Below are 13,341 nucleotides of genomic sequence, written 5' to 3'. Positions count from 1 at the left end.
ATTAAATTATAATGGATTCTAATGTACTAATAAGATTAAGGAGAAATTATGACTCAAGATTATCGAGTTTTATTATATTACCAATATGTCCCAATTGAAGATGGAGAAACTTTTGCCCAAAAACACCTCGCAGACTGTAAAGAATTAGGTTTAAAAGGACGCATTTTAGTTGCTGACGAAGGAATTAACGGAACTGTTTCTGGTACTATCGAGCAAACAAATGCCTACATGGAATTGATGAAAAATGACCCTCGCTTTAGCTCAACAATTTTCAAAATTGATGAAGCCGAGCAAAATGCTTTTAAGAAAATGCATGTCCGTTATCGCCCTGAATTAGTTAATTTAAGTTTAGAAGATGACGTCAATCCCTTGGAACTTACTGGGACTTATCTTGATCCAAAAGAGTTTCGTGAGGCCATGCTTGATGAAAATACAGTAGTGATTGATGCACGAAATGATTATGAATTTGACTTAGGACATTTTCGTGGCGCTATTCGTCCAGAAATAAGAAGTTTTAGAGAACTTCCACAGTGGATTCGAGATAACAAAGAACAATTCATGGAAAAACGTGTTTTAACCTACTGTACCGGTGGAATACGTTGTGAAAAATTTTCAGGATGGCTCGTTCGGGAAGGCTTCAAAGATGTTGGTCAACTTCACGGAGGAATTGCCACATACGGAAAAGACCCAGAAGTTCAAGGAGATCTCTGGGACGGACAAATGTATGTTTTTGATAGCCGAATCGCAGTTCCAATCAACCAAAAAGAACATGTCATTGTCGGACGTGATTGGTTTGATGGAAGCCCATGTGAACGTTACATCAATTGCGGAAATCCAGAATGTAACAGACAAATGTTAGCTTCAGAGGAAAACGAAGCAAAATATCTTGGTGCTTGTTCACATGAATGTCGAGTTCATCCCAATAACCGTTACATCAAAGCCCACCAACTATCAAATCAAGAAGTTCAAGAACGTCTTGCGCTACTTGAGAAAGATTTAGCATCATAATATAAAAAGTCTATTATTTTTTAATAGACTTTTTATTTTTATCAATTTTCATCCCACTAAAAGTTGCTAGTTCGTGAAAACCAGCTTTTTTAATTAAAGTTCTTGCTTTATGAATTGAAAGCCAATCACGCTTTGCTATATGACTATCCGTTCCTAAAGTTATAAATTTTCCACCTAATCTTTTAAAATTAATCAATAAATCACTATAAAATTGTTCAGTTTTCGGATCATCAAACAATCTAGTATTTATTTCTAATGCTTTTTCTTTTGAAGCTAAAGCCCGCAAGATTTCAAATAAAATCTCCCGATTCTCTGCAAACTTTATTGATTTATCCGTGTAAGGCCCATATCTAGCAACATAATCTAAATGACCAAATGAATTATAATTCTCAAAATTTTGAACAACATCTAAACAAGCTAAAAGATATTCTCTTTGTGCTTCTTCTTTTGTTTTCTGTAGATAAAATTCTGTTCCGTCATAAACTTCAATATCTCCAATTTCATGAACAGAGGCAATCACAAAGTCAAAAGGAGCCGAATCAATAAACTGATTAATTTCTGATTTAAAACGTAAATCAATTCCCATTTCCAAGCCAATTTTTATTTTAATTTTATCTTTAAATTCCGCTTGCAATTGATTAATTTCTTGAAAATATTCAGGTAGATTTAATGAAAAATCCATTCCTGGGAAATAAAAATCTCGATGCTCTGTAAAACAAATTTCTTCTAAACCATGTGCTATAGCTTCTGTCACATGCTTTCTAGGAAGCTCCTCACTATCAGCCGAAAAATGAGAGTGGAAATGATAATCTAATTTTTTCATTTAATCTGCCGTCCTTGTATGAAATTCCTTCTTATTTCCCTCTAGCTGATGCCGTTCTTTTGCTTTTTGCCGTACTTCTTCTAGAGAAATACCTTGCTGATTCATTAATACAAACAAGTGATAAAGTAAATCATCAATTTCTCCTAAAAGTTCTCCTTTATCTGAATTTTTACTAGCAATAATCACTTCACTTGCTTCTTCACCAACTTTTTTTAATACTTTATCAATGCCCTCTCCAAGCAAATAATTCGTATAAGATTTTTCGACTGGATGTAACTTTCGGTCGACGATTTGCTTCTCCAACTCTCTGAAAATATCAGAGTCATCAAAAGGAATAAGTTCATCATAAAAACAAGAGTAAGCACCAGTATGGCAAGCATTACCAATTTGTTCAACAAAAACCAGTAAAGTATCTTGGTCGCAATCCAAACGCATTCCTTTTATTTTTTGAAAATGACCTGATTCTTCTCCTTTGTGCCAAAGTTTTTGTCGTGAACGTGACCAAAACCAAGTCTCACCAGTTTCAAGCATTTTCTCAAAAGCCACTTCATTTGTATAGGCAAGCATTAATACTTGATTTGTTTGATAATCTTGAACAATAACAGGAATAAGTTCCTGCTTATGAAAATCTGGTCTCATAATGTCTCCTTCTTAATAATTCTTGCTGGAATATTATTTTTTATAAGTTCGTCTTTAACTTCATCAACTGTTGCTTCGCCATAATGAAATAATGAAGCAACAAGGGCAGCATCGCTTCTTGTATTTTGAAAAACTTCAACAATGTCCGAAATCTTCCCACAACCGCCACTTGCTACAACAGGAATATTAACAGCAGTACAAACGTCATTCAGCATTTCCAAATCGTAGCCTGTCTTTGTTCCATCCTTATCCATTGAGGTTAGTAAAATTTCGCCTGCTCCTAATCTTTCACACTTTTTAGCCCAATCAACTAAGTCAAGACCTGCATTTTCACGCCCACCTTTGATATAGACATCATATCCCCTATGGTCTGCTCGTTTTTTAGCATCAATAGCAACAACAACACATTGAACGCCAAATTCGTTAGCCGCTTGACGAATAAGTTCAGGATTTTCAATTGCAGCTGAGTTGACGGATACTTTATCAGCTCCTCTAGCAAGAATTCTTCTAAAATCGTCAATTGAACGAATTCCTCCACCAACGGTTAATGGAATTGAAAGTTCACGCGCCGCCCGACCAATTAATTCACCAATAATTTCACGTTCTTCAAAAGATGCTGTAATATCAAGAAAAACAATTTCATCTGCACACTGTTCTTCATATATTTTGGCCAATTCCACTGGATCACCTATTTCTCTTAAACCCACAAAATTGATTCCCTTAACAACCTTACCATTTTTAATATCAAGACAAGGGATGATTCTTTTAGTTAGCATTCCTGAACTCCTTTTCAAGATTAATTTTCCCCTCATAGTAAGCTTTCCCAACGATAATTCCATAGAAGTCAGAACGAGTTGCACGTTGAATATCAGAATTATCCTTTACACCTCCAGAAATAATCACGTTTAGGGAATTTTCCTTTGAAATTTCATCATAAAGTTTAAAATTTGGACCTGTCAGTGTTCCGTCTTTGGAGATATCAGTAATAATAGTGGTTTTAACCCCTATTCTCTCTAATTTTTTTAAAAATGACAGGTAAGGAAGACTTGTTTTTTCTAACCAACCACTTGTTGATACAAAACCCTCTCTAATATCAACTCCAACAACGATTCTGCTTGGACCATATTTAATTAATAATTCCTTAAGAAAATCAGGCTTTTCTACTGCTGCGGTTCCTAAAATCACTCGTTCCACACCAATTTGTTCAAGATACATTCTAACTGTATCGAAATCTCTAATTCCACCACCAATTTCGATTTTCAATCTTGTTTCATCTTTTATTTTTCGCACAAGCTCTAAATTACGAGTTTGTCCTATCTTAGCACCATCTAAATCAACCAAATGGAGGTCAGTCGCTCCCATTCTTTCAAATTTTTGAGCAATTTCAAGGGGATTTTTTGAATAGACCGTTTTCTTATCATAATCTCCTTTGTAGAGACGCACGGCTTCACCATTTTGCAAATCAATTGCTGGAATAATCTTCATTTAAATTTCCTCCAAGAATGCTTTTAGTATCTTTCTGCCAATTTCTCCACTCTTTTCAGGGTGAAATTGACAGCCTATCACATTATTTTTTCCAACAATTGCCGGAATTTTTACTTCGCCATAAGTGGTGTAGGCAATGAGTTCATCATCAGGACAAGTCGCCTGATAAGAATGGACAAAATAGACCTCATCATTATCAGACAAATAATGAGTTGTTGGACTGGTTTTAGCCAGGTTTAATTGATTCCATCCCATATGCGGAATTTTCTCATTAGTTTTGATTGGAATTACCTCTCCCTTTAAAAGTCCAAGACCTTGTCTTTCTTCTATCTCGTATCCTTTTTCAAAAAGCACTTGCATCCCTAAACAAATTCCCAATATTGGTATTCCAGCAGCAGCTCGTTCTTGTATAAGTTCAATCAAATTAAACTTTTTTAAATTATTCATTACTGTAGGAAAAGCCCCAACTCCTGGAAGAATAAGTGCATCTGCTTTACGAATTTCCTCTAAACCTCTTGAAATCACTGTTTCTTGTCCCAATCGTAAAAATGCGGCCTGTACACTTTGAAGATTTCCGATATTGTAGTCGATGATAACAATTTTTTTCATAATGCTCCTTTCAATATCAAAATATACTAAAATTCAATTTAACCAAAAACCTCACAGCAGCCAACCAATTTCAAACGATCAACATCGATTCTATCCCGACCATAAGCATCAAAAAATCGGTCACGATATTGATCAGTACCAATATTAAAATTAAGCGTCCATGCACCCCAAAAGAGGTCAATATGTCGGTCGCCAACACCTGCACAATCCAAATCAATAAAGCCTTTGAACTTCCAATTGTCTAGGATTATATTAGGTAAACAATAATCTCCATGTAAAAGCGTATCATTCTTTAATAGCAATTTTTTATTTTCTATATAATCATAAGCTTCTTCTGTTGTTCGGATATTATAATTATCGACAAAATCTAGATTTGAATGCTTTATACTTGCGTTCTTTTCGACTTTCTTCAAATAACGTTCAGAATGGTCTAATATGGGACAATCCTCAAAATTTTGTTCATGAAGAAATCGTAGATTTTCAGCAAGACTATCACACAGACGTTTTGGATTATTAAGATATTTTTTAGTCAAATAATTATCTCCTTGAATTTTTTTCTTGAGTAAAAAATCTTGGGATTGTCCTGATAAATAAGAAATATATCCTAAACCTAACTTTTTCTTTTGAAAATAAGCAGTCATTTCAGCTTCTCGCTCTAAAGTTTTTGATGAAGCTATTTTTAAATAATATCCATCTTTCTTATCAATGAATAACACTTGAGCTTCAGGAGAGGAACTGCTATCATAAATTTTTGCATCTTTTAGCGTATTGTGAAGTGCTTCAGAAAATTTTTCAATATTAATACTTAATTCTTTTAGATTCGTCATAACACTCCCTTACTGCTCGGTATTTCTCCAACTTTCGCTTCATCAATACTTACAGCTTGTTTTAGCGCTCTCGCTGTAGATTTAAACATGCCTTCAATAATATGATGCGTATTTTGCCCATAATGTTCGTTCAGATGTAAAGTAATACCAGCATTAAAAGCAAGGGCACGAAAAAATTCTTCAGTCATTTCTGTATCATAGCCACCAAGTTTTTGATTTCCTGATAAATCAGCATGAAATACCAAATAAGGTCGTCCACTAATATCTAAATCACAAGTCACCAAAGCTTCATCCATTGGAATGGTAAAACTTCCATAACGTCGAATACCGAGCTTATTACCTAATGCTTCGCTGATACATTTACCAAGAGCAATCGCAACATCTTCAATGAGATGGTGCGGGTCCATCCCTACTGTTTCATGATCCCCATGTCCTATGATTTTTAAGTCAAAATCGCTGTGAAAGGTGAGAAGTATCAGCATGTGGTCGAGAAAACCAATACCTGTACTAATGTCCGCTTGACCTGTGCCGTCAAGATTGATGGAAAGTTCGATTTGTGTTTCTTTGGTATTACGCGTGATGTGTGATATGCGTGTCATAACAGATTCTCCTTAGTTTTTTTAAATATCAAATGATGTAATCGTGCGACTGGATACAGCGTTTGGTCTTTCGCTACTTTTTGCTCTAACTTAAGCATGGGTTGATACCAGTTGTCTGTTTCTTTGATTTCTGCGTTTTTTGAAATACCTTAAAAATGACGAATTCCAAATTTTTCTTGGAGTTTCAGTTTGTAATTTGCCACAAAATCTGTCAGCCAATCATCGTCATAAACTAGGATATCGCCGTGGTTGTGAGAAGCGACAGCTTCATTTTCATAAACATCAAGCGCTGCCTGCGGATTATCACGTCCTGCTGCCATTTCTATCATGCTACCGTACTTACTGTGCTTGACAATAGAAAGCGTGCCGCCATCTGTCAAAAGTGACAAGAGTAATTCCAACACGACTTTTCGGTCGAGGACGTATTCTAAAACATTGTGAATGAGAATCACGTCGTAACGCTCATTTTTAACAGTTTCTGCAAAGTCGTCAAAAGTTCCTGTCAACTGACGAAAAGTTTGGTCAGACATCATCTCGAGCTTTTCTACATCAGGCTCATAGCCCGTGACTTCAAATCCCTGTTCCTCCAAAAATGTTTCCGTCCGTCCAAATCCAGAGCCGAAACTCAGAATTTTTGAATCTTTTGTCAAATTTGGTAGGAGCTGTGGAAAAAGTAAGTCATAGAACATCCGACCCCACGGTTTTTCGAAAACTTCTGCGTAATAATTTTCTTGTTTTGTCATGTTTTTCTCCCTACTATTTTTCTTATTCAATATTTTAAAATCCATGTGGCTCCTCACGCCTTGACCAATAAATTTTGAAAATCTTGTCTCAAGTATTACATTTCATCAAATCTCACAGAAATTGAGTTAGCATGAGCCGTCAATCCTTCTGATTTTGCAAATGTCTCAACATCCTCTTTAAAGTCAGCCAAAACTTCTTTAGGATAATAGCTATAAGTTGAATATTTTATGAAATTATAGACACCCAAACCAGAGTAAAATTTGGCTGTTCCTCCAGTTGGTAAGACATGATTGCTTCCTGACATATAGTCGCCTAGCGGTTCTGGCGTATACTCTCCAAGAAAAATTGAGCCAGCATTTTTGATTTTTGGAAGTTGGGTTAAAGGTTCACTAGTCAAAACTTCTAAATGTTCTGGAGCCAGCTGATTGGAAACATCAAAGGCTTCATCAATATTTTTTACAACAATGGCTCCACCGTAATTCCTGATGGAACTTTCAATGATTTCACGACGTTCCAAATTTTGAACTTGTCTATTTAATTCCTCATCTACTTGTTGAACAAGTTTTTCAGAAGTCGTCACTAGAATCGCTGACGCAAGTTTATCATGTTCTGCTTGCGCCATTAAATCAGCAGCGATATATTTTGGATTGGCAGTTTTGTCAGCAATAACTAGAACTTCTGACGGACCGGCTATCATATCAATATCTACCACCCCATAACAGATTTTCTTAGCTGTAGCCACAAAAATATTTCCGGGTCCGACAATCTTATCAACTTTAGGAATTGATTTTGTCCCATACGCAACGGCAGCAACACCTTGTGCTCCACCCACTTTATAGATTGTTTCTATTCCACAAACTTCAGCAGCTGCTAAAATATTAGGATTTACTTTTCCATCAGCTTTAACTGGAGTAATTATAATAATTTCTTTGACGCCTGCTAAAAGCGCTGGAACAGCATTCATAATGACTGTTGAGGGATATGCAGCCGTTCCTCCAGGAACATAGAGAGCAACGCATTCCAGAGGACGTGCAATTTGTCCCATGATAACACCGTTTTCCTTAAAAATATTCCATGAATTTCCTAGTTGATGTTTATGAAATTCTTCAATCTGTGATTTGGTACGCCTAAGAATTCTAAAATAATCCTCATCAATTTGTTCTAGTCCTGTTTCACGTTCCATGGGCGTGACGAGTAAATTACTAGTATTCACATCATAACCATCGAACTTTTTAGCATAGTTAAATAAGGCAGTATCTCCACTTTTTTGAATGTCTTCTACAATCTGTTGAACAGTTTTATTAACTTCTTTTGATACTTCTGTTTTTCGACCTTGAAATTTTTCAGCAATTTCTTCAAGCTTTCATTGATAATCAATTTGTTTGAGCATCTTCTAACCTCTCCACCATTTCTATAATTTTATCTTTTTTAAATTTGAAACTAGATTTATTGACAATCATCCGTGTTGAAATATCACTGATTTTTTCAATGACCTCTAAACCATTTGCAGATAAAGTATTTCCTGTTTCGACAATGTCAACAATTGCATCAGCTAAACCAACAACTGGTCCAAGCTCAACAGAACCTTCCAACTTGATAATTTCAATATCTTCTTGCTTTTGAGCAAAATATTTTTTGTCACTCTTGGATATTTTGAAGCAATTCGTTTACGTCTTTGAAAATTTTTATTTGAAAAGTCAGGATAGGAAGCAAGGGCAAAAATACACTGCCCAATTTTTAAATCCAATAATTCATAATAATCATCAAAATCATTTTCATCAAGCGTATCTTTACCAACAAAGCCAATATCAACAATTCCATGTTCTAAAAAAGTAATGACATCATTAGCTTTTCCAAAAATGATTTGTAAATCATCTTTCGTTTTAATTTGTAATTCACGTCCTAGATTTAGAATTGGTTCAACATCATAGTCCGCATTTTCTAAAAGTTTGGTGACTTGTTTTTGGGTTCGACCTTTAGTTATGGCAATTTTAATCATTGTCTTCCTCCAATTCTTGTCTTTCCAGTGCCTTTAAAATAGTATCCATATGACAACAAAAACCAATGGCAACCGCCTCTTCTTGAAAATTACTTAATAGTTGGTCATATCTTCCACCTGATAAAATAGGTTGATTCGCTGCTGAACTGTAAGCCTTGAACATCAAATCAGTATAATAGTCCATCTTAGGAACCATTCCCAAATCAATGATAATCGGTTCAATCATTGAAAGTTTCTCTGAAAATTCTTTGAGCTGATCAAAGGAAGAAATGAGCACATCATCTTTTGTATTTGTCACTAAATTTTCCAACCTTGATAACTCATTAGTAATAAATATTTCTTTAAAAAGTCCTCTTAATTCCTTAGAAAAATTATTTTTTTCGATAAAAGCATTGAGACCACTCAAATCTTTCTTGAGTAAAAGTTCTGTAAGTAATTCTGTTGAACCATCAGCTAACTGACATAAACGTTGAAAAAATTTTGCTGAGCCTATTTCAAAGACCGTTTTATTCAAACCTAACTGTTCAATCACTTGAAGGGCTAAACTAAGAATTTCTAATTCTGACTTATCGGCTGATTCACCAAAAAGTTCAATACCAATCTGATAATTTTCCGTTGAACGACCTTTATGCCGTTTTTCTTTTCTAAATATTTTTCCAAAATATGAATAACGAGCACTAGTAGAATCCTTGATTTGCGAATAAAGTCTAACTAAAGGAAGTGTAAAATCATAACGGAGTGTAATTGATTGTCCCTCATGATTGATAAACTGAAACATTTTTTCTTGATTAAAAGTTTTTCCATTATTTTCAAGTGCTGTATAGAGTTGTGTATATTCAAAGCTTGGGGGCATGACTTCCTGATAATTCTTCAAGCCAAATAATTTCCTTAAACGACCTTCTATCTGCCGTAGACTTTTAACTTGATTCAAGGTCATTTCTGCCGATTCTTCAGGAAGCAGATAATTTATTTTTTCCATTCGTCAATTTCCTCATTCTTTTTTAAATAGCTTTTTAAAAATTCAATCACTTTGTTCATTTCTTTATTAGTTCCAATAGTTATCCGTAACCAATCATCAATCCGTGGTTGATTCCAATGCCTGACAATAATTTTTGCCTCATAAAGCGCCTTAAAAAGTTCTTCTGCTTTTACTTTTGGATGATGAACAAAAACAAAGTTAGCCTTTGAATTAGTCACTTCAAATCCTAAATTAACCAAATTATCTTTAAAAACTTCTCTTGTCTTAATGATTTTCTGAATGTTTTTTTGAAAATAATGTTCATCCATTAAACTTGCTTCTCCAATAATTTGTGCCAAACTATCAATTGGATAGGAATTAAATGAATTTTTCACATCATACAAATGAGAAATTGCTTCAGCAGAGCCATAAGCTACACCCAAACGAATTCCTGCCAAACTCCGTGATTTAGAAAAAGTTTGAACCACTACTAAATTATCGTATTTTTTAAGCAAAGGAAGACATGTTTCACCGCCAAAATCAATATAGGCTTCATCAATCAAGACAATTGATTTTTGATTTTTTTTCAGAATTTCTTCTATATCTTTAAGATTTAGTGCCAAAGCCGTTGGAGCATTAGGATTTGCAATCACAATTCCACCATTTTCAATACAATAATCTTTTATTGAAACTTTAAAATCATCATCCACAGGGACTTTTTGAAAGGGAATTCGATAGAGTTCGCAATAAATAGGGTAAAAAGAATAAGTAATGTCAGGCATTAATAAAGGGCTTTGACTATTAAAAAAAAGTCAGAAAACTAAGTGACAAAACTTCGTCAGAGCCATTTCCAATAAAAACCTGTTCAACTTCTAAATGATGATATTCGGCCAATTTTTTTCTTAAACTTTTCGCGTCAGTACTTGGGTAAAGACGCAAATTTTTTGTCTTATAACGTTCATTAAATAATTGAGCTACACTAGTGGGCGGATATGGATTTTCGTTAGTGTTTAATTTGATCATGTCAGTAAGTTCAGGTTGTTCACCTGCAATATAGGGACTTACTGACCGAAGGTTATTTTGCCAACTCATAGATTTCTCCTTTCGAGAATAGAAAGATAATATAAAAAAACGCCTAAAAGTACTTGACTTAAAGGACGGTTTAATCGTGGTTCCACCTTAATTTATCACTTTTTCACAAAAGTGACCTCGGTAAGTTATAACAACTTAGCATTAACGCAGCTAACGCTCACATAATAATGTGGGTAAGATAGCGATGAGTGTGGTTCATCCCAATATCAGACCTTTTCTCAGTAACAAGGCTCTCTCAACTGATACCTAAGACTACTCTTTCATCTCTCGTTTGTTAATTCTTAATTATCTGAATTATAATACTTATATTTTTAAAAGTCAACATTTATTTTAATAAAATATCTATCTTGTTATTTAGCATAATAAAAATACCAGTAAATACTGGTATTTTACTCGAAAATATTTAAATTTCAATAGTTTAATTTATCTTATTAGTCCTTTATTTATTCGACATAATAGTAGACTGGCTTTATTCAGGAGCAATTTGTTCAAAATCAACTGTTCCTTTTCGTTTATTAGCAGCAATAACACGAATTTTTATTTCTTGTCCTATTTGATAGACTGTTTCTGATTTTTTTCCTTTAAAAATACTTGCTTCTTCATCAAATTCAAGTTCTTCCGTAGTCCCAGTATGTAAATTAGGTACACGAATTAAACCTTCAACTGTATTATCTAATGCAACAAAGATTCCAAATTTTTGTAGGCCTGTAATTGTACCAGTGTAAACTTCTCCAATCCGCTCTGACATATATTCTGCTTTTTTCATTGCATCAATAATTCGTTCAGTGACGACCGCACGGTGTTCCATATCAGAAGAATGGCTAGCAATTTCAGGTAAACGTTCTTTCCACTCGTCTTTAGTACGGTTAGAATGGTCAGAAGGATATAAATGCAATAAACGATGGATGATTAAATCAGGAAAACGTCTAATTGGGCTTGTGAAATGCGTATAGTTAGTCGCTGCGAGCCCAAAATGTTTTGTATTTTTTTCAGAGTAAACCGCTGTTGACATCGTATGTCGAAGTTGATAAGTCAATGCCTTTTCAGAACTTGTTCCTTTAATTTCATCAGCAAAGAAATTAATGGCTTGATGAGAATCTGAATTCAAGGAAAAACCAGCATTAGCAGCAGCTTCCATCAATTTAGCAAAAGCTTTCTCTTTAGGGTTATCATGAACTCGATATAAGGAAGGTAGTTTTTTCTTTTGAAAATCAAGGGCAACAGTTTCATTTGCCATCAACATAAAGGATTCAATCATTCGTTCTGCAGTATCGCGATCACGTTTTACAATTTCGATTGGATGACCTTTTTCATCTAAAATAATTTTTGCTTCACTCTCGTCAAATTCAATCATTCCTCTGTCTTTTCGCATTGTTTCAAGAATTTCATGAAGTTCAACGGCCACTTTAATCGAATCGGTAATTTTAGAGAAGTTTTCAAGGGCTTCCCTATGACCTTCTTGTCCTTGATGAATCATTTTATTGACATTATTATAAGTCATTCGATAAGTTGTTTTTATGACTGAAGGTGATATTTTATAACTGACAATCTTACCTTTGTCATCAATTTCCATTAGACAAGACATTGTCAGTCGTTCTTGAGCTTCATTGAGTGAACACAAATTATTGGATAACTTAACAGGCAACATCGGAACAACTCGGTCAGTTACATAGACTGATGTTGCGCGTGAGTAGGCTTCTTCATCTAAAGAAGAACCCTCAGTCACATAATGACTGACGTCAGCGATATGGACTCCTAATTCAAAATGTCCATTTGATAATTTTTTAACGTGGATGGCATCATCCAAATCCTTAGAATCATCTCCATCAATGGTATAGGTAATTTCATTCCGATAATCTTCACGATCTTGCAAATCTGAATCAGTTAATTTTTCGGAAAATGCCTCAGCCTCAGCTAAAGTTTCAGAAGAGAACTCTTGTGGAATTTTCATAGCACAAAGCACTTCTAAAATATCTAGTCCTACTTCGCCTTTATGTCCAATAATACCTGTAATTTTTCCTTCAAATGTCTTGGTATCGGTTGGATATTGGGTTATTTTAAGACTTACTACATCTTCTTCTTGAACCCCTGATAATGGTTGTTTGATATATAAAGTATCAGAAATTCGATCATTATAGAGTTCTATTCTTCCTTTGTATCCTAATGCTTTGACTTGACGATTTGACAAAGAACGGTAAGTCCCGACCGTATCAACTACGGCTCGTTCATTTATTTTAGTAATTTGTCCACTTGCACCGCGTTTTTCAGTTTTAGGATAGGTAACTTTAACGGTAACTTTATCCCCATCCATCGCAAATTTAGTATCATTTTTACCGATATAGATATCATTTGTTTTATCTGTTGCGTCTTCTGGATGAACAAATCCGAAACCTTTAGGATGTTTAGAAAATACTCCCTTACTTTCTGTTTGATTAAGTGCTGATGCTAATTCTGATAGCTGAACCATATATATTTATTTCTTCCTCCAATTGTATCTTTCTATCATAACATAATCAGTAAGCAATATTCGACTATTAATAATAAAAAGGCCTTTGATA

The 13,341-nt window shown here is 34.5% G+C and carries 12 protein-coding genes and 2 pseudogenes; 1 reads left to right on the top strand and 13 read right to left on the bottom strand.

Going from position 1 to position 13,341, the window contains the following annotated elements; translation table 11 throughout:
* Nucleotides 1-48: 48 nt before the first annotated feature.
* Nucleotides 49-1,008, top strand: coding sequence for an oxygen-dependent tRNA uridine(34) hydroxylase TrhO (gene trhO, locus PYW37_RS06120; RefSeq protein ID WP_025017194.1), 960 nt, complete (start codon nucleotides 49-51; stop codon nucleotides 1,006-1,008).
* A gap of 13 nt (nucleotides 1,009-1,021) precedes the next feature.
* Here trhO and PYW37_RS06115 read toward each other — a convergent pair whose 3' ends face one another.
* The 13 genes and pseudogenes from PYW37_RS06115 to rnr all read right to left on the bottom strand — a co-directional run bounded on the left by PYW37_RS06115 (nucleotide 1,022) and on the right by rnr (nucleotide 13,250).
* Entirely contained in the window at nucleotides 1,022-1,831 is an 810-nt protein-coding gene (locus tag PYW37_RS06115) for a histidinol-phosphatase (protein WP_023189268.1), read from the bottom strand.
* On the bottom strand, nucleotides 1,832-2,470 hold the full coding sequence (hisIE, locus tag PYW37_RS06110; RefSeq protein WP_023189269.1) for a bifunctional phosphoribosyl-AMP cyclohydrolase/phosphoribosyl-ATP diphosphatase HisIE: 639 nt from the start codon (nucleotides 2,468-2,470) through the stop codon (nucleotides 1,832-1,834).
* A complete protein-coding gene (gene hisF / locus PYW37_RS06105; RefSeq protein ID WP_012897811.1) occupies nucleotides 2,467-3,246 on the bottom strand; it encodes an imidazole glycerol phosphate synthase subunit HisF in 780 nt (259 codons plus the stop codon). The genes hisIE and hisF overlap by 4 nt, the downstream gene beginning before the upstream one ends.
* Nucleotides 3,236-3,955: a 1-(5-phosphoribosyl)-5-[(5-phosphoribosylamino)methylideneamino]imidazole-4-carboxamide isomerase gene (gene hisA / locus PYW37_RS06100; RefSeq protein WP_012897810.1), complete on the bottom strand. Its 720-nt coding sequence runs from the start codon at nucleotides 3,953-3,955 to the stop codon at nucleotides 3,236-3,238. The genes hisF and hisA overlap by 11 nt, the downstream gene beginning before the upstream one ends.
* A complete protein-coding gene (hisH, locus tag PYW37_RS06095) occupies nucleotides 3,956-4,564 on the bottom strand; it encodes an imidazole glycerol phosphate synthase subunit HisH (RefSeq protein ID WP_023189270.1) in 609 nt (202 codons plus the stop codon). It abuts the gene before it with no gap.
* A 38-nt stretch (nucleotides 4,565-4,602) separates the two neighbouring features.
* Nucleotides 4,603-5,391 (bottom strand): aminoglycoside 3'-phosphotransferase, encoded by a 789-nt coding sequence (locus PYW37_RS06090; protein WP_025017193.1) that lies wholly within the window; start codon nucleotides 5,389-5,391, stop codon nucleotides 4,603-4,605.
* Entirely contained in the window at nucleotides 5,388-5,990 is a 603-nt protein-coding gene (gene hisB, locus PYW37_RS06085) for an imidazoleglycerol-phosphate dehydratase HisB (protein ID WP_025017192.1), read from the bottom strand. Before hisB ends, PYW37_RS06090 begins: the two co-directional genes overlap by 4 nt.
* 149 nt (nucleotides 5,991-6,139) lie before the next feature.
* Nucleotides 6,140-6,733, bottom strand: a complete 594-nt coding sequence (locus PYW37_RS06080) for a methyltransferase domain-containing protein (protein WP_023189273.1) — start codon at nucleotides 6,731-6,733, stop codon at nucleotides 6,140-6,142.
* A gap of 95 nt (nucleotides 6,734-6,828) precedes the next feature.
* On the bottom strand, nucleotides 6,829-8,085 hold the full coding sequence (hisD, locus tag PYW37_RS06075) for a histidinol dehydrogenase (RefSeq protein ID WP_232238914.1): 1,257 nt from the start codon (nucleotides 8,083-8,085) through the stop codon (nucleotides 6,829-6,831).
* A 22-nt stretch (nucleotides 8,086-8,107) separates the two neighbouring features.
* Nucleotides 8,108-8,733 (bottom strand): annotated as a pseudogene (gene hisG, locus PYW37_RS06070) (ATP phosphoribosyltransferase).
* Nucleotides 8,726-9,712: an ATP phosphoribosyltransferase regulatory subunit gene (locus PYW37_RS06065; protein ID WP_023189276.1), complete on the bottom strand. Its 987-nt coding sequence runs from the start codon at nucleotides 9,710-9,712 to the stop codon at nucleotides 8,726-8,728. The pseudogene hisG and the gene PYW37_RS06065 overlap by 8 nt, the downstream one beginning before the upstream one ends.
* A pseudogene (gene hisC, locus PYW37_RS06060) lies at nucleotides 9,700-10,783 on the bottom strand (histidinol-phosphate transaminase). The gene PYW37_RS06065 and the pseudogene hisC overlap by 13 nt, the downstream one beginning before the upstream one ends.
* Before the next feature lie 469 nt (nucleotides 10,784-11,252).
* On the bottom strand, nucleotides 11,253-13,250 hold the full coding sequence (rnr, locus tag PYW37_RS06055) for a ribonuclease R (protein WP_023189278.1): 1,998 nt from the start codon (nucleotides 13,248-13,250) through the stop codon (nucleotides 11,253-11,255).
* Between the last annotated feature and the right edge of the window lie 91 nt (nucleotides 13,251-13,341).

This window comes from Lactococcus lactis, from assembly GCF_029023865.1.
GTDB lineage: Bacteria > Bacillota > Bacilli > Lactobacillales > Streptococcaceae > Lactococcus > Lactococcus lactis.
The sequence above is the reverse complement of the archived record's forward strand: the minus strand, read 5'-3'. Positions and strand labels throughout refer to the sequence as shown.

Excerpts from the sequence above, each read along its gene's own strand:
- trhO (WP_025017194.1), top strand. The coding sequence starts at position 49 with ATGACTCAAGATTATCGAGTTTTATTATATTACCAATATGTCCCAATT.
- PYW37_RS06115 (WP_023189268.1), bottom strand. The coding sequence starts at position 1,831 with ATGAAAAAATTAGATTATCATTTCCACTCTCATTTTTCGGCTGATAGT.
- hisIE (WP_023189269.1), bottom strand. The coding sequence starts at position 2,470 with ATGAGACCAGATTTTCATAAGCAGGAACTTATTCCTGTTATTGTTCAA.
- hisF (WP_012897811.1), bottom strand. The coding sequence starts at position 3,246 with ATGCTAACTAAAAGAATCATCCCTTGTCTTGATATTAAAAATGGTAAG.
- hisA (WP_012897810.1), bottom strand. The coding sequence starts at position 3,955 with ATGAAGATTATTCCAGCAATTGATTTGCAAAATGGTGAAGCCGTGCGT.
- hisH (WP_023189270.1), bottom strand. The coding sequence starts at position 4,564 with ATGAAAAAAATTGTTATCATCGACTACAATATCGGAAATCTTCAAAGT.
- PYW37_RS06090 (WP_025017193.1), bottom strand. The coding sequence starts at position 5,391 with ATGACGAATCTAAAAGAATTAAGTATTAATATTGAAAAATTTTCTGAA.
- hisB (WP_025017192.1), bottom strand. The coding sequence starts at position 5,990 with ATGACACGCATATCACACATCACGCGTAATACCAAAGAAACACAAATC.
- PYW37_RS06080 (WP_023189273.1), bottom strand. The coding sequence starts at position 6,733 with ATGACAAAACAAGAAAATTATTACGCAGAAGTTTTCGAAAAACCGTGG.
- PYW37_RS06065 (WP_023189276.1), bottom strand. The coding sequence starts at position 9,712 with ATGGAAAAAATAAATTATCTGCTTCCTGAAGAATCGGCAGAAATGACC.
- rnr (WP_023189278.1), bottom strand. The coding sequence starts at position 13,250 with ATGGTTCAGCTATCAGAATTAGCATCAGCACTTAATCAAACAGAAAGT.